Genomic DNA, 21396 nt, shown 5'->3' with positions numbered 1-21396 from the left:
CGACTGTTGCGCTAAGGTCACGAGACAACCTTAACCGGCATTGCGAAGACGACCAGCTCCGGTGGCCGCCATCCTCACGCTGGTGATGGCGGCCGGTCCGCTACTGTGCCGCCACGGCGATCGCCGGGGGCCTCCAGGTGCCTTCGCCGGGAGGCAGGATCGACGGCGCCTCGCTCTTTGGCCAGTACAGCCGCATCACCAGATAGATCTCCCCGTTCGGGGCCGGAAGCCAATTGGATTCCTTCTCGGTACCCGGCGACTTGTTCTGGATGTACAGCGTCAGCGAGCCGTCGGCATTCGTCTTCATGCTCGGCAGCATCGGGGAATTGATCAAGTAGCGGTTAATCGGATTCTCGATCAGCAACTGCGTTTTGCCATCGTACATGGTCAGCGACCAGAAGGCATTTACCGGTGGCTGCTGGCCGGCCGGGAAAGTCAGTGTGTAGTTGTGTTTGCTTCCGTCAAGCGGCTGTCCTTCGCTGTCGACGCGCGTGAGCGGATAGGTCGCCTCCGCCGGATCGTTGCCGTAGATGCCGGCCTTTGCGGCGACGGCGCGCTTCAGCCAGTCGCCATTGTAATGGGCGTTGTCTCCCGGCATCGCGCTGACCCGCCAGCCGTTGATCGCGGTGCCGACCTTGGCGACAGCTTCCTCGATCTTCTTCTCGCCTTCCTTCATGCCGAGGCCGACTTCGAGCTTTTGCTCCAGCGGAAGATCCTTGAAGTTGAATTTCTTGCCCGGTCCGACGCCGATGGTCGCGAGCGCGGCGCGTATCTCCTTTTCGTTGTCCTGCACCGGAGCGTATTGCAGCGCGAAGTCGAGAAACTCGAAGAAGTTCGTCTTCACAAGCTCCTTGTCGATCTTCGGAAAATCGATGGCCGGCGCGGCCGGCGGCGGCGCCTGCTTCAAAAAGGCGGAAAGTGTCTGCACCTTATAGCCCGCCTGCACCTTCTTTACGTTATCCAGGTCATCCGGATTGAAGAGCTGTGTCCGGTAGATGGCGATCGACAACCGCGTGCCGGATCGGAACGTCTTCTTTATCCCGGCCGGCATGTCTCCATTCCAGTCCGGTCCGACCACCATGTAGTCGCCGGCGTCGCTGCCGGTGGCCCGGCTGCCGATATAGCCGTAATTGTAGGTGTTGCCGTCGCAGAGCTGGATCGAGTAGTAGCGCTTCGGATCGACCGCCGGCACTGAAAGGACAATCGGCTCCGCACCCAGATCCAGCCACCCCAGCGAATAGGGCGTGTCGCTGTTCGGCGTGACGACGGCGGTGTCCCTGTAGGTGAAGACGTTGGGTTCGTTCTTGATCTGATTGAACGGTGCCTTGAACTGCCCCGAATTGCGGTCAACGGCATATTCGTACATGACGCCGTAGTTCATCACGATCGGCAGGCCGAAGATGAATCCAGCCTCGGCAACGTCCTTTGCCTTGAGGAAACCTGGCCGGTCGGCCTGCGCCAACGCCGGGACAGACCTTGCTGTCGCAACTGACGTTGCAGCCAGGGTAGCGGAACGAAGAAGGTCGCGTTTCGTCAACATGGTGCCGCTCCTGTTTCGCTTGAGGGATATTTGTTTTTGCTCGATTCCGTTCAGCTCACTTTCTTCGCCGGCGGGATCTTCCACGATCCATCGATGATCGACGGGTTCTTCTCGTTCGGCCAGTACAGCCGCATCATAAGAACGAAATCGCCCGAAGGCGCCGGAAGCCAGTTGGATTCCTTGTCTTTTCCCGGCGAATCTTTCTGGACGTAGAGATCGGTCGAGCCGTCCGGATTGGGTTTCAGATTCTGCCGCGCGCTGATCGAATAACGGTTGAGCGGATTGTCTACGAAAAAGTATTCGGAATTGTACATGGTCACCGACCAGAAGCCGAGCGCAGGCGGCAACTGACCTTTGGCAAATCGCATGACGTATTTGTTCGTGCCGCTGTACTTGCGGCCTTCCGCATCCTTCATCGAGGTCGGATAGACCGCGTCCTGCGGCCGGTTGGCGCCGAGCCCGATGGCGGTGACCAGTGCGCGCATCAGATAGTCGGTGCCGTAGATGCCGGTCTTGGTCGTGAAGCCCCAGCCGTTCTCGTCCTTCATGTCCTTGTTGACCTTGAACTGGAGCATGATCCGGTCAAAGCCGATTTCGGGGACGCGCTTGACGAAATCCGCCTTGAGCTTGCTCGCATCGAAATCCTGGCCCGGTACGATTCCGATCCTGGCGAACTTAGCGAGTTGCGGCGCATCCGCGGCCGCCGGCGGGTTGTCTTTCATGAGCTTGCAGAGCAGCGTGAAATACGCCACGGCGTCCATGCGATTGACCTGCTCGCGCACCGCCGTCTTCATGTCGATGTTCGGATCGACCGTGTGTTCGGGTGGGGTGTACGGCTTGCCGTAGGAACTCAGCGGGACGAGCTTGAACTCGTCCTGCAACTTGTGAACTTCGGCGTAATCTTCCGGCGTGCCGGTGCAGTAGATGCGGCCAAGCAGCCAGACCATGCTGGTCGGCGACTTGTACTCCTTGACGCCGGCGGGCAAAGAGCCTTTCCAACCGGGTCCCGTGATTGCGTAAGTCTGCGCACCGGTGCCGGTCGTGCGTTTGCCAGGTACCTGAAATACCGTAGTCCAGCCATCCAGCATCGGCAGAAGGGCATAGCGCCCCTTCATATCGGGGATGCTGAGCACCCACGGTTCTTTGCCGACATCGAAGAAGCCGGTGGTGTAGAGCGTGTCCGCGTTGGGCGCGGTGACGTCGCGATAGGACGCGTTCGGATATGCCCTCACCTTGACGATCTGTCCCATGGGGCCGCGGGTCGCTTCCGGCTTCGCGACGTTGGTGAAAACGCGGCGCGTCATCTCCATCGTCACCAGCGGATAGCCGAAGATGTAGGCGTCGGTGGCGAGCGCGAAGTCTTCGATGCCTTCGCCGATGCCAAGGAGCTCTCCGAACTCCGCACGGCTCAAGGTACTCGTCGAGGTACCGGCGAGCAGGCTGATGCCCCCGATGGTCAGATTGCGACGGGTGATATTCATGTGATGCCTCCGCTTGAATTGCGTTTTGGATTTATTTTGGGTGTTACGATTTGTTCAATTGTCTTGATGAGCACGGGGAAGCGCGCGCCTCCCGCGTCCTCACTCGTCTCAGTAACAGGGCGGATAAGGATAATAGCCGCAGGCCGGGCGGGCGTATGGGTGGTAGTACGCAGCCGCGCCGTATGCGGCGCCTGCATACATGGCGCCGCGAAACGCCGAACGGCGGGCGACGCCGGCAAACGACATCGGCGTGAAGGGACGGCCGATGATGTCGATGAATAGTGCGGCCCCGCCGTCGGCGCCGGCGATTTCCCCCTCGAGGGTCTGAACGTTGAACGTCAGCTTTTCGCCTTCGAGCTTCGGATTTTTCAGCACCACAACGGCATCCTTGACCGAGCCATCTTTGCTGAAAACGGAGAGGGTAGCGTTCGGAGGATTTTTTGCAAAGCTGTCGTCACCACTTCCCCATTCTGCGATGATATCCGCCGTGAGTTGGTGGCCGGCTGACCGCACCGGACGGTCGGCAAATATGATGGAGTGGGGGGTAACGCCGGTCATCGTGAGCGTATCTTCCTGCAACGTCGCGCCGCGCGCGTTGAGGACGAACAGCGAGGGCACGATCTCGGGTTTGGCTGGCGCGGATGGTGTGCCGATTGTTTTCATGGAGGACGGCGCTGCCGCGTTCTGAGCAAACGCTGTTTCGGCGCCGCACAGCGTAGCGGTCACGGCGAGCATTCCGAAAATCTGATTCAATTTGGTGATACGCATGACTTCCATCCCTTGTGAAGATCGATTGAACGACTTGGAGCACTCTCGTCTTGCGCGAGAGGTCGCGTGCAAAAGAACGTGCAATGTCGGTTGCATAGAACGCCGCGGGGGCGTCTGCAGGAATCGAGTAAGGGGGCGCTGGAATTAGAGGCGTATAGAGCTTAACGTTGAAGGGCGACTTTTTACTTCAGCTACCTCCACGAGCAATGTCGGATATAGCACAAAGGAAGGGGTCCAGCCATGGTAATTGTTCTGTGCCTTTACATCGTCGTGCTGTGGTCAGTGTTTTCGAAATTTCGGCTCGTCAAATGGGGCTGGTTGTCCGGGACAATTTCGCTGCTGGTTGGCGGGTTTATCCTCGCGACATTTCTCGCGCTTTTTAATTATCTTACCCCATCGGGGCGCGTGACGGTGACGGGCCGCGTGGTGGAAGTGACGCCGAATGTGACAGGACAAATTGTCGCAATCCCGGTCAAGCCGAACGTGCCGGTGAAGAAGGACGATTTGCTGTTTCAAATCGACTCGGCGCCGTTTCAGTACAAGGTCATGCAGTTGCAGGCATCGCTCGCGGCGGCCAAGCAGCAGACCGAGATCCTGAAATCGAATTACGAGCAGGCGACAGCGAACGTCACCGGGCTCACCGCGCAGGTCGCCTACAACAGGAAGCGGCTCGCCGATATCCAGACGCTTGCGTCTGACGATGCCAACTCGCAGTTTCAGGCGCAGGACAAGCAGGTCCAGTACGAGACGGTGTCGGCGCAGTTGGGCTCGGCGAAAGCCGCGCAGCAGAGCGCCAAGCTGGCGCTGGATTCCGAGATCGGCGGCGTCAACACGTCGGTCGCGCAGCTTCAGGCACAACTTGATAACGCCACATGGGAATTGTCACAGACTGCCGTTCGCGCACCCGCCGACGGCTATGTCACCGTTCTCGCGTTGTCGGTCGGTGATCGCGCGCTGCAGGCGCGCTCGGCAATGTCGTTTATCGTTGAGAGCGAGATCACGCTGGTCGGCATGTTTTCGCAGAACGGTTTTCAGGCCATCAAGGAAGGCGCGCCGGTCGATATCGTTTTCGACAACGTCCCGGGCCGCATCTATCATGCAAAGATCATCGCCATTCCCAGGGGCGTCGGCCAGGGGCAGATCGCCGTTTCCGGGACGCTTGCGCGTACCAACACGATCGGCGGAGCCACGGTGTATCCGGCGGTGATCTCGATACCCGACGGGATGAGCCGGGACTCGCTTCGTCTGGGGATGTCGGGCAGCGCCACCGCCTTTGCCGACAACGCCGGCGTGATCGGTATGCTGGCCTCGATCCTGGTGTGGATCAGCTCCTATACGGCATATCTGTAAGTACAGATGCCGCGGAGTAAGCCACGTTGACGGCACGCTTTAGGTCCGTTCCTGGCCCTGAGCCGAACATGCACCAGCCGAATTCCATGTCGGCTATCCGCAGAAGACCGGACAACGTCCACCGCCGCTCTCCCACCCTCACTCGTAAGCTCAACTGACGAGTTGTCTCGGCAACACCATCACGATGTTGATCTCCCGCTCCAATATCTTTGAGGCAATGATCGATATGTGCAGCGCGAATTCGTCCTCGATCTTGGTGGCGGTGTCCTCGTCCTTGGCGTAGACGAACAGGATGTCCCCATCGACTTCATCGAACCGCACGCTTGCGAACAGCCGGTCAAACGTCCTTGCGCCGACGACGAGCGCCATGCGGGCTTGGATTGCTTGGTCGTGGATATCGGTGAGTTGCATACGTCGAATGTGGGGCCGAAGCTCACCGGGACAAGTGTTCAGACCTTATGCTAAGTCTCGATCTTCCCTCGGAGCCACCATCACGGCGCATCACCGGGCAACGGCCGTTGCAGCGTCTTCGCTCATCCCATGGCGCTCGCATCCATATTTGCGCCCGTTAAGGAACTCGTTACTAGTCACTGTCACCATTTGCTGTATTAGGTCGCCATAAGCGACAGTGCATTCCAAGAACGGTTCGATACTTAGACGCCCGGTTGGCGGTCTCTTGAAGGAGAGGCCCAATGTTTAAGGGCCTCACGGTGCTAGTTGTTGGCGCTGATTAGCACAGCGCAGTTGGATCGATATCTAACCAACGGTCGATACACCGGCGCGGCCACGGATATGCTGCGGCTAATCAGGCACGCGTTTGGGTTCTAGATAATTCTTTTTAGCGCGGAGGCGCGTGATGGACATTTCATGGGCCGATCTCGATAGCGATGAACAGCGCACCATTGCGATATTAGGAGCCGGACTTTCCATCGAACTCTGCGACCCTCTTGCCCTCCTGACGCTAAGGCGGCTCGGCCTGATTATAGGGTCGTCCCATTTGACGGCTGCTGGACATAATCTGCGAAGAGCTGCCGTTGTGAAAAGTATCGCGGGCTAATTGTTGCGTGACTAGGACGGGGGGTCGGGGATGCCAAAGGCGATTTAGCTTATTGTAGACGGTTGCGTTAGCCTGAACGATAGGAGGGCTCTCGACGATCTGCGCATGCAGCGCCGGAAGCTGGCCGTGGACCGAAAGGCACGCACCGGCTTTGACTGCCGGACGACCATTCAGCAGATCGAGGAAGATATCATCGTGATCGAGGCTGGGCTGGCACAGATGGATGGTACGGCGAAGACCTAATCGCCCCAAGACTTTCGCGCTCGAGCTAGATCATCCTCTCCTTGGTGACCCGCAAACTGCGAATGTAATAGCCTTGCCCCTGAACGGCTGCCTTGATCTCGTCGCTGACTTTGAGAACTCGTTTTCTGCTCTTGCGCCACTTATGTACAGAGTAAAGCACTGGTACGGGGGAGCCTGAACTTTACGAGCAAGTCGCGCTTGTGATTGCGATAGACATCAAACATCTTTCGCCCCCGCTAATCATATTGAACTACGAATGAAATATGTTTCGGTTGTCTCAGTTGATGACCTTTGTATCTCGAATGGCTGTGGGGGTTGTAAATCTGCAACGGCCGCGACTTTTGCTCACCGGGATTTGGAACGAGCTGATGGAAGCATGGACCATCACCAAAATGGGCGCATTAGGCAATTACTTCAGCGATGCCGTGAACGGCCGTTCGGAAAATAAATGCGGTTCATCTGAGCGACATTGAAGTCGTAGCCAACCTTTGCGCCGATCAAGGCGAGCAATTTGACAAAAAGATCGACGCGCCTCGGACCCCACGTTGGATTGTTTCCGGGCTCGCTGGTGAGATGCATGAAGTATTCCTCCCACGCATCCATGACCTGTTTATCCTTGTAGAAATCGATCGGCACGGCATTGAGGGCTTCGACATGAGCCGGACTTTGATTCGTTGCGCGCGTAGCCATCAACGTGCGGAAAATAGTCAGGCGTCGTGCGTTCTTCTCACGAAAGCCCTCGATCCATTTTTGCGCCTTGGACTGCTAGGACTGGGCCGGCTAGCGTGCAGCCAGCAATCACCCATTCAGTTAGTCGCAATGCCTCTACGCCCTCAGCCATCAGCGTCTTCTCTCTCGTTGCGAATCGGGAGCTATCACGATGGCGCAATGCAGGGTAGCACCGCGAGGATTCAGACCTTTGTCGCGGTTATTCACAGGGCTATTTGGACCCTCACTGCATCGTCGGCCGCGCCCGGCTGCTCGACCTCGATCTTCTCCGACCGGCGGTAGCAGAAAGCGATGCGGATCGTGCCTGTGACGCGGCGCACGTATCAGGGCGTTTGTTTGAATGCCTCGAAAGAAACCCGCGCCTGTGCCAAGGCTTTCGTCATGCGAGCGCGGTGCTCTTCGGTGAAATGAATATTTGGACGGCCTTGGGTCGTCGTGAGAAATTCGAAGAGGTTTAGCGCAATCGGCATGATGTTCGGCATGTAGTTGAGTTCAATCCCCCAACCAGTCGGATGGAAGTGGGCGAACTGACGTCGCAGGTTGTCGTTCAGTCGTTGAAGGTTTCGATAATCCTCCGCCGACAGCTCGGGCACGGGCCCTTCCATCAGTTCAGGTTTTCCGATCCGCTCAAGTAAAACATTGTAATCGGCCATCATCGTTCGTGGTCGATCCCAGGGTAGGTTTGTCCAGCCACACACGATTCTGTCGCCGAGATTTATCGGTGAGCGCGCCACAACCGTCTGTGCCGCTGAGTGCTATCACCATCGCACCCTGTACGGCGTTTTGCATGGCAGTGATAACCCACTTCCACTGCGACGGCCGTTTCTGAAGGTCGATAGATTGTGAGAGGCAACTAGCTCGATGGCGGCTACCGCATCTTCATACTCGTCGAAGTGGATGAACTCGTTTCCTTCTGACCCGTCATCCAGCATCCAGTCGTCGCCGCCGCCGCAATCGCTTTCATCTTCAGTCATCGGTCGTTCCCCATTCGCGCGTCGAAAAACATCGACTGGACATGGCACCGCAGAGCGAGAGCGACATCACAGTCAGGTTTCATAGATCGCCCGCCCTGTGCGCATGATGCGCGCATCATCCACGACCTCAATCGCGCGTCGCGCAATCGAGAAGATCGCATGAACGTCGGCGTCGCTGAACTGATCGGCATGCAGCGATGCATCCGTCAACCAGTCGTCATGGTAAAGGCCAAGCTGCTTGGCCTTATCGAGCGCGCCGCCCTGCACCTGAGACATAAGCTTTCCTTCGGGGCTCAGCCTGAATGCCTCAGCGACGCGTTGGATGAGTTCCTCATTCGCATCATCGACTACAGTGCCAAACTCTCTGACTGCAAATGAACCAAGTAGCAGTGAACTGACGGCAGCCTGCTTTCGGATATGCGCGCTTCGCCGAACCACGGACTTTGAGAGAGGCGCAGCACTCGCCCAAATATCGAGGATCACTTTTCCGATTTCTTCGACGCCAAGCACGGCAAGGGCAAAGGCGCTGGCGAAGCGGGTGTGATCGACCAAAAGCTTTGCGTCCTTCAAGAGCCGCGCAGCATTTGCGATCACCACAGTGCGTTCGTCTGGTTTCATGCCGCAATATCGCAGCACATGAGGCGGCCCGCCACGCCCCCGTCCCATGGGCGTCTTTTCCACCGCCCGGTTTTCCACCGCGCTCCATCATGCTCCACAGAAATTCATGTGTAGCGCCTTTGCTGATAAGCCAGCCGGATCGCGACACAAATACGAACACACCACTCCCATCGCATAAACGTTTTTTGTCCAAACACACTCCCTGCGCAGTGAAATGCCAAGTCAGCCACCGCGATATGCGCTGAGCTGAGCTGCCAGAAGCTGAGATTGGGCCTGTTCGATGGCTTGCGTAGGAACATTCTCGACGATGCGCCGCAGCTCGGCCGCAACACCATCCAACACCGCGCGCTTTTCCTTCATGCGTTTGCTGTGATTATAGACCTTGCCGGTAACGGTCGGCACGATCTGCTCGGATTTCTTGCTCGCGGCGTGATCGAGGCACTTCGCGATCCACGCATCGTCGAAGCCGAGATCGCCCGCCAGGGTCGCGGCGGTTCGGCGCAAGTCGTGTGGCGTGAACGGCTTGAGGCCCAGCAGCTCGCAGAGACCGGCAGTCTTGGTCTTATCCTTGTTCGTCTCGTGCTTAGTGCCGCGCAGGGCGTCGGCCATAGCTTTGCGGTGGATCGGCTGGCTCTCGTACACCGGACTTTCGAAAACGTACTGCTGGTCGTCCGACGCGAGCGCTTCCTTGATGATCTCGACCGCCAAATCCGACAGCGGCTGCTGGACCACCCGGCGTTTCTTGACCCGCTTTAGGGGGACGTCCAACCGGGGATGTTCGCCATCGAGGTCAAACAGCTCATCCCGACGCGCGCCGAGCAATTCACGTGAGCGCAGCATGGTAACGAGCTCAAATTTGAGGGCGAGGCGAGTCTTGCGTTCCCATGGCAGGTCGTCACGATCGAGGCCATGCCAGAAGGTCCTGATCTCGTCCTCCGACAGGACCCGAGTACGGGGATGTTCCGGGTCGAGCTTTGGCAGGTTGGCGCAGGGGCTGGCCGTTACATAGTCGCGTCCTGCCTCCGCCGCCCAGTTGAATAGGCCGGAGGCCGCCTTGCGCATATGGCGGGCGTTGCTGACGGAGGGCTTCCCGAACTTGCCTGCGACGATGTCATTCGACAGCGTCGCGATGTCGTGCTTGGTGACCTCCATTGCCAGCTTCTTGCCGAGGCGCGGGCGGATGAAGCGGTTGAGGTGGCTTGCTGTGTTCTCCCAGCTTTCCAGCCGGGGTCGCATCTCGCCATCCGGCTTCTTGACCGGTGACTTCATCCACACGATCCGCTCATCGATGATCTCGGCGACGGTCTTGCCGCGCTTCGCCTTCGCGGTCTTCTGGTCGCGGAAGGTCTCGGCGAGCGCCTCGCCGCCCATGGACTTGAGGCCGTAGACCTTGCTGCGGGCGTCCTCGACCGTGAAGGTCTCTGGATTGTAGACGCCGAGCCAGCCGGTGCGCTGCTTGCCGGTCTGCCTGTCAGTGAACTTGAAGGAGAAGGTCGCGACGCCCGCGGTGGTGATGCTGACATAGAGGCCAGGACATTTCCGGTCGTAGAGCTTGGTCCGTTTGGTGACCCGCTTCTCGCACAGGCGATCGGTGAGGATCACGCTGCTATTACGGTCCCGCTTGCCAGCGGGGGAGGGGACAATGCTACTATTCATGCGGTTTCGGCTCCTAAGGCTTGAGACCAAGGGCTCGGCTTCAAGGACTTTCAGTTTGTCGTGCGGACGCTGAAAGGCTTAGGGCCGGGCCCTTAGTTTGGTGAAGCCCGTTGAAACAGGCCGCATCAGGCTATTCGAAAAGCGCTTGTTTTAAAGAGATTTCTTAGTTTCGGCGTGTTTCACCGAATGCCAGAATATAGACGTGTGGTCCTGGCCGTCGTTGCTACGGTCAAGCATCTGCGGAGATGCGCGCGAGCCCAACCGGGCAGACGGCATCGTCAATTCGCGGGGCGAGGGAGGCCAGAAGGAAAGGTCGGCTCCCGGGAGATCACGGCATAAGCCGTCCGACCATCGCGCAGGGAAGGCCGAGTGATCGGCGACACCTGTATGCTGCTGTGCGGTCTCCTTTGCGCACTATTCGCGCAGCAGACCGCGGGTGCACGCTGGCACCCGGCCTTCCCTGCGCCCTCTTGGCTTTATGAGGGTGGAGCGACGAAGCAAAGCTCGGGCGGATTGAGCCGCGAGAATGCGAAGGCGTGTCTGCGAGCTGAGCTGCGTGCCACAAACTCGATCTCGTAGGGTGGGCAAAGCGCAGCGTGCCCACGCCTTGTTGCTCATGGAGGGAGATCGTGGGCACGGCGCTGTGCGCCTTTGCCCACCCTACGCACTGCACGTTGGGATGTGGACTAGAGCTTTGCAACGACGGTGGAGAGAGCGGGCGTCATAACTCCGCTCTCGTGCCCCGGACGCAGCGCAGCGCTCTTGCGGTGCGCTGCAGAGCCGGGGCCCATGTCGCTGCGCCCTACCGTGCCGCCCCTTGGTCCCGGCTCTGCGCGGCAGCGCGCTATGCGCGTTGCCGCTTGTCCGGGACACGAGAGCCTTGCGCCGTGCCTCCCTCAAACCCGATACCACGCCGCCAGATTCCACGTGATGGTGTCCCAGCCGGAGATGTCGATCATGAGGTTGTTGGCGCCGGCGTTGACGATGGGGCGTGAGAGCAGCGGCAGGAACACGTGGGCTTCGCAGAAGATCTCGTCGACCTTCATCAGCAGCGCGGCGCGCTTGACCGGGTCGAGCTCGTTCTGCGCGGCCTTGTAGGCCTTGTCGGCTTCGGGATCGGAATAGCGCGAGTTGTTGCGGCCGAGCCATTTGTTGTCCTTGGTGGCGATCTCCCAGGACACGCACTGGTTCAGCAGGCGCTCCGGGTCGGGCTGCGGCTGCGTGGTGTTGTACATCTCCATGTCGGCATAGAATTTGGAGTAGGTGTCGGGATTGCCGACGTCGGAGGAGAAGAACACCGATGCGGTGACCGACTTGAGCTCGATGTCGATGCCGGCCTTCTGGCAGGCCTGCTTGATGATGGCCTGCGTCTTCTGGCGCGGCGCGTTGATCGAGGTCTGGAAGACGTATTTGAGCTTCTTGCCGTCCTTCTCGCGGATGCCGTCCGCGCCCTTCTTCCAGCCTGCGTCGTCGAGGATCTTGTTCGCCTTGTCGACGTCGAACTCGTATTTGAGCTTGGGCGATTTGAACTGCTTGGGCGCGTTGACGAAGCTCGCGGTGGCGATGCCGCCGCGGCCGTAGATGAATTTCTGGATCGAGTCGCGGTCGATCAGGAGGTTGATCGCCCGGCGCACCGCGGGATCGGACAGCGTCGGGTGCTTGGACTTGACGCTGGAGCGCTCGCCGTCGATCTCGGTCCACGGGTCCGTCGTGTTGAGGATGATGAACTCGACGTTGCCGGACGGCGTGATGTCGAGCTTGCCCTTGCCGCCCGCCTCCATGCGCTTGAGCACCTCCTCCTCCACCTGCATGTTCCAGGCAAAGTCGTACTCGCCGGTCTGCAGCACGGTGCGCGCCGCGGACACCGCATCGCCGCCGCCCTTGATCTCGAGCGTGTCGAAATGCGGCTGGTTCTTGATGTGATAGTCGGGATTGCGTTCGGCGCGGATCAAATCGCCCGGCTTGAACTCGACGAATTTGTACGGGCCGGTGCCGACCGGTTTCAGATTGGCCGGTGCCTCGCGCGACTTGGCGCCGGCATAGTCGCCGAAATGATGCTTTGGCAGGATCAAGCCGACCGAGCCGACGAAGGGATCGGCCCAGAACGGCGTCGGCGCCCTGAAGATCACCTTGACGGTGTGGTCGTCGATCTTCTCGACCTTGATGTCCTTGTAGGATCCCGTGGTGTAGGCCGCAGTGGCGAGATCGGCGGCGTATTGCCAGGTGAAGATGACGTCGTCGGCGGTGAAGGGCTGGCCGTCATGCCATTTGACGCCCTGCTTCAGCTTCCAGACCACGCTCATGCCGTCGGCCGCAAGGCTGCCGTTCGCCTTGGTCGGAACCTCGGCCGCAAGGCACGGGATGAGGTTGCCCTCCTTGTCCCAGCCGGCGAGCGGCTCGAAGAACACGCGCGAGGCCATCTGGTCCTTGGTGCCGAGCGCGAAATGCGGATTGAGCAGGGTCGGCGCCTGCCAGAACAGCAGCTTGAGCGGGCCGCCGCCGCCGGCCTTGGTCGGCTTGTAAGGCAACGTGGCATCCGCCATCGCCACGTCGTGCCAGAGCAGGATCTGGCTCGCGATGGGCGCTGCGATTCCGACCGCGGCCACCTTCTGGATGAACGAGCGTCGGGACAGCGTGCCTTGCTTCACCTCCGCGACCAGACCCCGGATTTCGTTCTCGTTCATCAGATGACCCTCCACCGCGAAGACAAATCGTCGCCGGCGGCCATCATGTTGCATCATGCACGAGGCGGCAATGCCGGCGTGACTGCCGGGCCATGCGACGAAATGACGATGGGGAGAGCCCTTGCGGGCCACGACCCGGACCGCCGACCGAGCGCGGCGAGGGTGGTCCTGGCAAAACTCCGGGCGAATTGTGCCGGCAATCTCGCTCTCTTGGCCCTGCCGTGCCGTGATGCGTCTCACGCTTGCGCAGGCGCGTTCGTTCCCCACATCGGATCGAACGGAGAAGCGTCGTCCGCGCCAGGCGGCAAATATGGTTTTCCATTTCATTGATTTCATCCGGCGGAGAAGCGAATACGGTTCCAATCATTCTCGCCGTGCCATGGAGACCAAGATGTCGTTTCGCTTCCCCCTGATGCTCGCAACCGCGCTCGCCGCCTGGTCGGCAGCAGCCACCGCCGAGACCATCAAGATCGGCGTGACGCCGGGCCCGCATGCGCAGATCCTGGAGGCAGTGAAGCCGATCGCCGCCAAGCAGGGTCTCGACATCCAGCTGCTCGAATTCTCCGACTATGTCGTGCCGAATGCCGCGCTCGATGCCGGCGAGATCCAGGCCAATTCGTTCCAGAACCAGCCATATCTGGACAACCAGAAAGCCGACCGCGGCTACAAGATCGAGGCCGTCGGCCTGACCGTGAATTTCCCGATCGGCGTCTATTCGAAGAAGCACAAGGCCATCGCCGACATCCCCGAGGGCGGCAAGGTCTCGATCCCGAACGATCCGACCAATGGCGGCCGCGTGCTGCTGTTGCTGCGCGACAAGGGCCTGATCAAGCTGAAGGACGGCACCGGTTTCAAGCCGACGGTGCTCGACATCACCGAGAACCCGAAGAAGCTGAAGTTCATCGAGGTCGACGCGGCGCAGGCGCCGCGCGCGCTCGACGATGTCGACGCCGCCGCGATCAACACCAATTATGCAACCCAGGCGGGCCTCGATCCGGTCAAGGATCCGATCCTGCGCGAGGACCCGAAGGGCCCCTATGTCAACCTGATCGCCGTGCGCACCGCCGACAAGGACAAGCCCTGGGTCAAGATCCTCGTCGACAGCTACCACACGCCGGAGGTCAAGGAGTTCGTCCTGACCAAGTTCAAGGGCGCGGTGCTGCCGAGCTGGTAGGCAATCTGCCCAGCTCCAGCGCAGGGGCGATCCCGGCGGGCAGCGTTACGCATGAGCCTTGTCAATGAGCTTGCGTATGAGCCCTGCGCAATGCCCGCTTGTCTGGAGCAGCAGTAACCGACATCATCGGCAGCCTGACCATCCTCGCCCGACAGGGGTCGCATGAAACGCTTTGCAAATCTGAAACGCCTGGGATTTTTCACGCGGCTTTTGGACGAGGCCCCGCCCGCCGAGCGCTATCGCTTCGCGGCCGAGCAGATCGTGCGCGCCGAAAAGGCGGGCCTCGATTCTGCGTGGATCGCGCAGCATCATTTCCACGAGCGCGAAGGCGGCCTGCCGTCGCCCTTCACCTTTCTCGGCTACGTCGCAGCCCAGACCTCGCGCATCCGCCTCGGCACCGGCATCGTCACGCTGCCGCTGGAGAATGCGGTGCGGGTGGCGGAGGACGCCGCGGTGCTCGATCTGATCTGCAACGGCCGCTTCGAGCTCGGCGTCGGCACCGGCGGCAATCCGTCGGCCTTTGCCGCCTTCGGCCTCGACAGCGCTCAGCGCAACGAGATCTTCGCCCGCAATCTGGAGGTCGTCCGCACCGCCCTGGTCGGCAAGCCGCTCGAGGGTGGCGACACGATCTACCCGCAACGGCCGCAGCTGGACAAGCGGATCTGGCAGGCCACGTTCTCGGTCGCGGGCGGTGCCCGAGCCGGCAAGGCCGGTGACGGCCTGTTGCTGTCGCGCACCCAGCCGCGGACCAAGGAGGCGCCGAAGGCGACGCTGGCCGAGATCCAGAATCCGGTGATCGATGCCTATCTGGAAGCGCTGCCCAAGGGGGCCGAGCCCCGCATCATGGCCTCGCGCAGCGTGTTCGTCGCCGACGATCATCGCGAGGCGTTGCGGCTTGCAGACATTGGCTTGCGGCGTGCGCTGCCGCAGTTTCTCAAGGGCGGCCACGCCAAGCCGGGCGAGACGCTGGAGGAGATGATCACGGCGTTCGACACCCATGTCGGCGGCGCCGACGAGGTCATCGCCTCGCTGCGCGCCGATGCCACACTGGAGCGGGTGACCGATCTCGTGTTCCAGGTGCATTCGGTCGATGCCCCGCATCCCCACGTCCTGCGCTCGATCGATCTCGTCGCGGAGAAGGTCGCACCCGCGCTGGGCTGGACCCGGACGGCGCCCGACGTGGCGCTGGCGGGCTGATTGGACATGAAGAGCATCGCGTTGCACGAGGCCGAATGATGACTACGCAGGATATCATCGACACACTCGCCGGGATCGAGCCCGGCTCGGCTCTGGACGCCATCCGCGCCCGCCGCCTGCAGGCGCGCGAGAATGCGCAGAAAAGCTATCTCTCGCTGTTCGAGCCGATCGACGCCGGCGATGTCTCGCTGGCCGAACGCGCCGCGGTCGCCGCCTTCGTGACCGGGCTCCATGGCGAGTCGCCCGTTGCCGCCTTCTATCGCGACAAGCTTGCCGCAAACGCGGACGGCGCGCGCCTGTTGGAGGCCATCGACGCCGAGATTGCGCGGGGCAGGACCTCGGGTCCCTATGGCTCGTATCCCGCCGGCCCACTGTCGATCGAGAACACGGCCGGCCTGATCTATCGCGTGAGCGCCGCGAGCAAGCCGGCGCTTGGTGCGAAGCTCGCAGCAGCGCTCGATCATGCGCACCTCCTGGTGTTCCGGCCCCGCGATGCCGCAGCCGCCGACATGAAGGCGCTGCTTGACGCCGGCTGGTCGACCACCGGCATCGTCACCTTCTCCCAACTCGTCGCGTTCCTGTCGTTCCAGGTGCGGGTCGTCAGCGGCTTGCGCACGCTCGCCGCGGCGAACGCATAAGAGGAGACCGCAATCATGAGCGCCGCCGTCAACCCGCCCGTCGTCTTCACCCAGGACGAGCTCGGTTGGGTCTCCTGGATCGATCCGCTGCCCGAGGCCGAGCTGACCGAGCGGCATTACTCGGGCCTCGTCGATCGCTCGCGCGCCAAGTCGGAATATTTCCGCCTGCTGGTGCGCGATCCCGAAGTGCTGGAAGCCCGCACCAAGACCGACAAGGACATCTTCTACAACGTCGCCGACGGCTTGCCGCGCGCCGAGCGCGAGCTCGCGGCGGCCGCGACCTCGCGCTACAACGGCTGCATCTATTGCGCCTCCGTGCATGCGCGCTTCGCCAGCACCTATTCCAAGCGCCGCGACGACGTGCAGCGCCTGCTCGACGAGGGCATCAAGGCCGACCTCGGCGAGCGCTGGAATGCCGTGGTCAAGGCCTCGGTGGCGCTGGCCGCGACGCCGATCGCGTTCGGGCCCGACAATATCGCGGAGCTGCGCCGCGCCGGTCTCGACGATGCCGAGATCGTCGACGTCATCAACGGCGCCTCGTTCTTCAACTGGGCGAACCGGCTGATGCTGTCGCTCGGCGAGCCCTCGAAATAGCCAATCTCGGCGGCACAAGAATTGCTGCTTGTTTCAACATTGAGTGGATGGAGCCGTGCATGAGCAACATCGATCGTCGTAGCCTGGTGAAGGGGTCTCTCGCCGTCATGATGGCGGGAGCGGCCGTCTCGCGCGGCGCCTTCGCGCAATCGTCCGAACCGATCCTGCTCGGCGTCAGCGGCCCCCTGACGGGACCGAACGCGCAATATGGCACGCAGTGGAAGCAGGGTTTTGATCTCGCGCTCGACGAGATCATGGCGGCCGGCGGCATCAACGGGCGCAAGCTCGCTTATCAGTTCGAGGACAGCCAGAGCGATCCGCGCCAGTCGGTGGCGATCGCCCAGAAGTTCGTCTCCGATCCCCGGATCGTCATGGAGCTCGGCGACTTTTCCAGCCCGGCCTCGATGGCGGCCTCGCCGATCTATCAGCGTGGCGGCCTCGTGCAATTCGGCTTCACCAACTCGCACCCCGATTTCACCAAGGGCGGCGACTTCATGTGGAGCACCTCGGTCAGCCAGGCCGACGAGCAGCCGCTGCTGGCGGCTTATGCCGTGAAGCGTCTCGGCCTCAAGAAGCTCGCGGTGCTGCACCTCAACACCGATTGGGGCCGCACCAGCCGCGACTATTTCGTCAAGGCGGCGAAGGAATACGGCGCCGAGGTCGCGGTGACCGAGGGCTACATCGCGGAGGAGCGCGACTTCCGCTCCACCCTGGTGCGCGTGCGCGACGCCAGCCCGGACGGGCTGATCCTGATCTCCTATTATTCCGACGGTGCGCTGATCGCCCGTCAGGCGCGGCAGGTCGGCCTGAAGCAGGTGATCTGCGCCGCGAGCTCGGTCTACTCGCCGAAGTTTCTGGAGCTCGGCGGCGAGGCGGTCGAGGATGTCCATCTCGGCACGCGCTATTTCCCCGAGGATCCCAGGCCCGAGGTGAAGAAATTCATCTCGGGCTTCAAGGCGAAGTACGGCGGGCAGGAGCCGGACGCCTTCAACGCTTATTCCTATGATGCGATGAACATGGCGGCCGCCGTGGTCAAGATCGGCGGCACCGACCGCCGTGCGGTCCGCGATGCCTTCACGAAAGTGAAGGACGTCTCCAGCGTCATCTTCGGTTCCGCGACGTTCGACGTCGAGAGCCGCCGCGTCAAGGGCGCCATGAACGCCGAACTCGTCGTGCGCAAGGGGCAGTTCGCGCTCTGGGACGGCAAGCCGACCTGACCTGATGGCCGGGGCATTCGCTTCTGCCGCTTCTCTCTCTCTCTCCTTGGGGCCATCGCGTGTCTTCCTGGCTCGACTACACGATCAACGGGCTGATCGTCGGCAATGTCTATGCCCTCGTTGCGGTCGGGCTTGCGCTGATCTTCGGCGTCAGCCGGCTGATCAACTTCGCGCAGGGCTCGATCTATCTGGTCGGCGCCTATATCGGCTGGGTCGCGGTGGTGCAGCTGCATACGCCGCTGCCGCTCACCATCATCGTGGTCGCGGTCGCTGCCGCGCTGGTCGGGCTGGTGATCGAGCGGTTCGGTCTGCGTCCGCTGCAGAACTCGGTGCGCATCGCGCCGCTGCTCGCCACGATCGGCATCAGCTTCGTGCTCGATCAGCTGGTGATGCTGACCTTCTCGCCCAATCCGCGCGCGCTGCCGAGCCAGTTGCCGGACGTGCGCTTTCAGGTCGGCGGCGGCACCATCGGCCCACTTGATCTGCTGATCGCCGGCGTCGGCCTCACCAGCGCGCTGCTGCTGTTCGTGTTCCTGCGCTACTCCAAGCTCGGCTGGGCGGTACGCGCCACTGCGCAGGACCGCGACGCTGCGATGCAGATGGGCGTCGACGTCAACCGCGTCAATCAGGCGGTGTTCGGCATTGCCGCCGCGCTCGGCGGCGTCTCCGGCATGTTGGTCGGCATGTACTATAACCAGATCGACACCGCGATGAGCCTGCAGGCGACGCTGAAGGGCGTCGTCGCCGAAGTGGTCGGCGGCGCCGGCAATGTGCCCGGCGCCGTCATCGGCAGCCTGCTGCTCGGACTGGTGGAGAGCTACGGCGTCGCCGTGTTCGGCACCAGCTACCGCAATCTGTTCGCCTTCCTGCTTCTCGTCGTCGTGCTCGTGCTGCGGCCGAACGGCCTGTTCGCCAGCGCGCGGCAAGCGCCGCCCGAGCCGCTCACCGGCACCTTCATCGCGCCGAGCCGCCCGGTGCGCATTCCGCGCTGGGCGCTGCTGGCTGCAGCCGCGATCTTCGCGGTCCTGCCGTTCTTCCCGGTGTCGTTCTACGTGCTGCAGACCCTGATCAACGCCTGGCTGCTCGGCATGCTCGCACTCAGCCTGACGCTGGTTGCGGGCACGATCGGCCAGGTCTCGCTCGGCCATGCCGCACTGCTTGCGATCGGCGCCTACACCTCCGCGCTGCTGTCACTGACCCTCTCCGTACCGGTGGGCCTTTCGATCATCGGCGGCGGCCTGATGTGCGCCGCGCTCGGCACCGCGCTGATCTCGCCGTCGTTCCGGCTGCGCGGGCATTACGTGTCGATCGCGACGCTCGCCATCGGCGAGATCGTGTCGCTGGTGATCCTGAATTGGGAAAGCGTCACACGCGGCCCGATCGGCATCTCCGGCATCCCGCCGCTGTCGCTGTTCGGCTACGATTTGATCAGCCCGACCTCGATCTACTGGTTCAGCTTCACAGTGATGGTCGTGCTGGCGCTGCTGCAGGGGCGCTTGCTCACCTCGCATCTCGGCCGCAGCTTTCGCGCCATCCGCGACGACGACATCGCAGCGCGCGCCTATGGCCTCAGTCTCAACCGCTACAAGTCGCTGGCCTTCATCTTCGGCGGCTTCGCCGCCGGCGTCAGCGGCGGCATCGCGGCACACCTCTACTCCTACATCAACCATGAGACCTTCAATACGCAGCAATCGATCCTGGCGCTGACCGTGGTCATCCTCGGCGGCCTCGGCAATGTCGTCGGCGCGATTCTCGGAGCGGTCGCGCTGGTCGGCCTGCCCGAGGTCTTTCGGATCGCGGCGGAGTATCGCATCCTGATCTACGGCATCGTGCTGTTGCTGCTCGTGCGGTTCAGGCCGCAGGGCCTGTTGGGGACGCTGTGATGGCACAGCTCAATTCCATGCTGTCCCTGCGCGGGCTGACGCGGCGCTTCGGCGGCCTCACCGCGGTCGACGCGATCGATCTCGATCTCGCCAAAGGTGAGCTTGTCAGCATCATCGGCCCGAACGGGGCCGGCAAGACGACTCTGTTCAATCTCATCACCGGGCTCGATCGGCCCGACGCGGGTACAGTTCACTTCGAAGGCCAGGACATCACCGGCCTGTCGCCGGAGCGGCTGGCAGGCGAGGGCATCGCGCGCACGTTCCAGCTCGGGCGGGTCTTCGGCAATCTCAGCGTCATGGACAACGTCCTGATCGGCGCGCACACGCGGCTGCGCGCGGTGAAGCCGGCGGTGCCGGTGATCGGTCCGCTGCTGGAATTGGGGTTGGCGCTGCTGCGGCCCGCCAGCGTCAAGGCGGAAGAAGAGCGGCTGCGCGAGGAGGTGAAGGCCATCCTCGCCCGCTTCGGCGAGCGGCTGCTGCCGCGGATCGACCAGCCGGCCTATAGCCTGTCCTACGCCAATCGCCGCCGCGTCGAGATCGCGCGCGCGCTCGCGCTCAAGCCGCGGCTGTTGCTGCTCGACGAGCCCACCGCCGGCATGAACCCGACCGAGACCGCGGAGATGCAGGCGCTGGTCGCCGAGCTCAAGGCGGAGGGGCTGACCATCCTCCTGATCGAGCACAAGCTGGAGATGGTGATGCGCCTGTCCGATCGTGTCATCGTCATGGACGAGGGTAAGAAGATCGCGGAAGGGCCGGGCGACGCGGTGCGGAGCGATCCCAAGGTGATCGAGGCCTATCTCGGCCACGGGCTATCAGGGGCGTCGGAGCAGGAGAGCGCAGCATGACGACGAGCGCACCCGAACCGCTGCTGGCGCTGTCCAACGTCAACACCTTCTACGGCCAGGCCCAGGTGCATTTCGATCTGTCGATCACAGTCGCGCGCGGCCACATCGTCTGCCTGCTCGGCGGCAACGCCAGCGGCAAGTCAACGACGATGAAGATCATCTTGGGACTGGTGAAACCGCGCTCGGGCGATGTCACGTTCGACGGCGCCTCGTTGATCGGGCTGACCACGCCGCAGATCGTCCGTCGCGGCATCGCCTCGGTGCCGGAGGCGCGGCGGCTGTTCGCGGACATGAGCGTGCGCGAGAACATCCTGATGGGCGCCTTCGTGCGCAACGACCGCGACGCGGTGGCGCAGGATCTCGACAGGATGCTGACGCTGTTCCCGAAGCTCGGCCAGCGGCTGTCGCAGCGCGCGGGCTCGCTCTCCGGCGGCGAGCAGCAGATGGTCGCGATGGCGCGCGCGCTGATGAGCCGTCCCAGGATGATCGTCATGGACGAGCCGACCATGGGCCTGTCGCCGCTCTATGTGGACCGCGTGCTGGAGCTGATCCGGACCATCAATCAGGAGGGCGTCTCGGTGTTCATGGTCGAGCAGAACGCCAGCCTCGCGCTGGAGATCGCACACGAAGCCTATGTGCTCCAGACCGGCAAGATCGTGCTGTCAGGCCCGGCACGCGCGCTGAAGGACGATCCTCGAATCCGCGACGCCTATCTCGGCGGCTCCGAGGCTGCCTGACGCAATGCGCT

At 62.0% G+C, this 21396-nt stretch carries 20 protein-coding genes and 1 pseudogene; 10 read left to right on the top strand and 11 right to left on the bottom strand.

Features of this window, described 5'->3' with window-relative positions; all coding sequences use genetic code 11:
• Positions 1–100: 100 nt before the first annotated feature.
• From IC66_RS0130335 to IC66_RS0130325, 3 genes are all read right to left on the bottom strand, one after another.
• Positions 101–1540, bottom strand: a complete 1440-nt coding sequence (locus IC66_RS0130335; protein WP_028144367.1) for a DUF1254 domain-containing protein — start codon at positions 1538–1540, stop codon at positions 101–103.
• A 50-nt stretch (positions 1541–1590) separates the two neighbouring features.
• On the bottom strand, positions 1591–3021 hold the full coding sequence (locus IC66_RS0130330; RefSeq protein ID WP_028144366.1) for a DUF1254 domain-containing protein: 1431 nt from the start codon (positions 3019–3021) through the stop codon (positions 1591–1593).
• A 108-nt stretch (positions 3022–3129) separates the two neighbouring features.
• On the bottom strand, positions 3130–3789 hold the full coding sequence (locus IC66_RS0130325) for a hypothetical protein (RefSeq protein WP_173019827.1): 660 nt from the start codon (positions 3787–3789) through the stop codon (positions 3130–3132).
• Between the two features lie 240 nt (positions 3790–4029).
• On the opposite strand from IC66_RS0130325, the gene IC66_RS0130320 reads away from it, so the two are divergent.
• The gene (locus IC66_RS0130320; RefSeq protein WP_038950185.1) at positions 4030–5139 is read left to right on the top strand and encodes an HlyD family secretion protein; all 1110 of its coding nucleotides are present in this window, start codon (positions 4030–4032) and stop codon (positions 5137–5139) included.
• Positions 5140–5289: 150 nt separating this feature from the next.
• Here the strand turns inward: IC66_RS0130320 and IC66_RS0130315 are convergent, their stop codons facing one another.
• On the bottom strand, positions 5290–5508 hold the full coding sequence (locus IC66_RS0130315; RefSeq protein WP_312017545.1) for a hypothetical protein: 219 nt from the start codon (positions 5506–5508) through the stop codon (positions 5290–5292).
• 793 nt (positions 5509–6301) lie between these two features.
• Between IC66_RS0130315 and IC66_RS0130310 the strand changes: the two genes are divergently transcribed.
• Positions 6302–6439 carry a hypothetical protein gene (locus tag IC66_RS0130310; protein WP_249155864.1) on the top strand — a complete coding sequence of 46 codons (138 nt, stop codon included), beginning with the start codon at positions 6302–6304 and terminating at the stop codon, positions 6437–6439.
• Between the two features lie 25 nt (positions 6440–6464).
• On the opposite strand, the pseudogene IC66_RS48490 reads toward IC66_RS0130310, so the two are convergent.
• The 7 genes and pseudogenes from IC66_RS48490 to IC66_RS0130280 all read right to left on the bottom strand — a co-directional run bounded on the left by IC66_RS48490 (position 6465) and on the right by IC66_RS0130280 (position 13100).
• A pseudogene (locus tag IC66_RS48490) lies at positions 6465–6663 on the bottom strand (hypothetical protein).
• Positions 6664–6853: 190 nt separating this feature from the next.
• Entirely contained in the window at positions 6854–7183 is a 330-nt protein-coding gene (locus IC66_RS42715; protein ID WP_312017546.1) for a DUF6680 family protein, read from the bottom strand.
• A gap of 308 nt (positions 7184–7491) precedes the next feature.
• Positions 7492–7824 carry a hypothetical protein gene (locus IC66_RS0130295; protein WP_028144362.1) on the bottom strand — a complete coding sequence of 111 codons (333 nt, stop codon included), beginning with the start codon at positions 7822–7824 and terminating at the stop codon, positions 7492–7494.
• Between the two features lie 102 nt (positions 7825–7926).
• Complete coding sequence (locus IC66_RS46515; protein WP_131233177.1) at positions 7927–8142, bottom strand: hypothetical protein; 216 nt, start codon at positions 8140–8142, stop codon at positions 7927–7929.
• Positions 8143–8214: 72 nt separating this feature from the next.
• Positions 8215–8760, bottom strand: a complete 546-nt coding sequence (locus IC66_RS0130290) for an AbiV family abortive infection protein (RefSeq protein ID WP_028144361.1) — start codon at positions 8758–8760, stop codon at positions 8215–8217.
• 222 nt (positions 8761–8982) lie between these two features.
• Entirely contained in the window at positions 8983–10416 is a 1434-nt protein-coding gene (locus IC66_RS0130285) for a tyrosine-type recombinase/integrase (RefSeq protein ID WP_038950184.1), read from the bottom strand.
• A gap of 896 nt (positions 10417–11312) precedes the next feature.
• Positions 11313–13100 carry a peptide ABC transporter substrate-binding protein gene (locus tag IC66_RS0130280; protein ID WP_038950182.1) on the bottom strand — a complete coding sequence of 596 codons (1788 nt, stop codon included), beginning with the start codon at positions 13098–13100 and terminating at the stop codon, positions 11313–11315.
• Positions 13101–13479: 379 nt separating this feature from the next.
• On the opposite strand from IC66_RS0130280, the gene IC66_RS0130275 reads away from it, so the two are divergent.
• The 8 genes from IC66_RS0130275 to IC66_RS0130240 all read left to right on the top strand — a co-directional run bounded on the left by IC66_RS0130275 (position 13480) and on the right by IC66_RS0130240 (position 21385).
• Positions 13480–14274 carry a MetQ/NlpA family ABC transporter substrate-binding protein gene (locus IC66_RS0130275; protein ID WP_028144345.1) on the top strand — a complete coding sequence of 265 codons (795 nt, stop codon included), beginning with the start codon at positions 13480–13482 and terminating at the stop codon, positions 14272–14274.
• Positions 14275–14436: 162 nt separating this feature from the next.
• Entirely contained in the window at positions 14437–15471 is a 1035-nt protein-coding gene (locus tag IC66_RS0130270) for a putative FMN-dependent luciferase-like monooxygenase (protein ID WP_038950180.1), read from the top strand.
• A gap of 35 nt (positions 15472–15506) precedes the next feature.
• Positions 15507–16109 carry a CMD domain protein gene (locus IC66_RS0130265; RefSeq protein ID WP_085971841.1) on the top strand — a complete coding sequence of 201 codons (603 nt, stop codon included), beginning with the start codon at positions 15507–15509 and terminating at the stop codon, positions 16107–16109.
• Positions 16110–16124: 15 nt separating this feature from the next.
• On the top strand, positions 16125–16703 hold the full coding sequence (locus IC66_RS0130260; RefSeq protein WP_028144348.1) for an alkylhydroperoxidase domain protein: 579 nt from the start codon (positions 16125–16127) through the stop codon (positions 16701–16703).
• A gap of 59 nt (positions 16704–16762) precedes the next feature.
• Positions 16763–17920, top strand: coding sequence for an ABC transporter substrate-binding protein (locus tag IC66_RS0130255; protein ID WP_038950178.1), 1158 nt, complete (start codon positions 16763–16765; stop codon positions 17918–17920).
• Between the two features lie 59 nt (positions 17921–17979).
• Entirely contained in the window at positions 17980–19803 is a 1824-nt protein-coding gene (locus IC66_RS0130250; RefSeq protein WP_028144350.1) for an ABC transporter permease, read from the top strand.
• Positions 19803–20648 (top strand): ABC transporter ATP-binding protein, encoded by an 846-nt coding sequence (locus IC66_RS0130245; protein ID WP_038950177.1) that lies wholly within the window; start codon positions 19803–19805, stop codon positions 20646–20648. Before IC66_RS0130250 ends, IC66_RS0130245 begins: the two co-directional genes overlap by 1 nt.
• Positions 20645–21385, top strand: coding sequence for an ABC transporter ATP-binding protein (locus tag IC66_RS0130240; RefSeq protein ID WP_038950176.1), 741 nt, complete (start codon positions 20645–20647; stop codon positions 21383–21385). The genes IC66_RS0130245 and IC66_RS0130240 overlap by 4 nt, the downstream gene beginning before the upstream one ends.
• Positions 21386–21396 lie beyond the last annotated feature (11 nt).

The sequence above is a fragment of the Bradyrhizobium genomosp. III genome (assembly GCF_000261705.1).
Classification (GTDB): Bacteria; Pseudomonadota; Alphaproteobacteria; order Rhizobiales; family Xanthobacteraceae; genus Bradyrhizobium; species Bradyrhizobium ottawaense.
The sequence above is the reverse complement of the archived record's forward strand: the minus strand, read 5'-3'. Positions and strand labels throughout refer to the sequence as shown.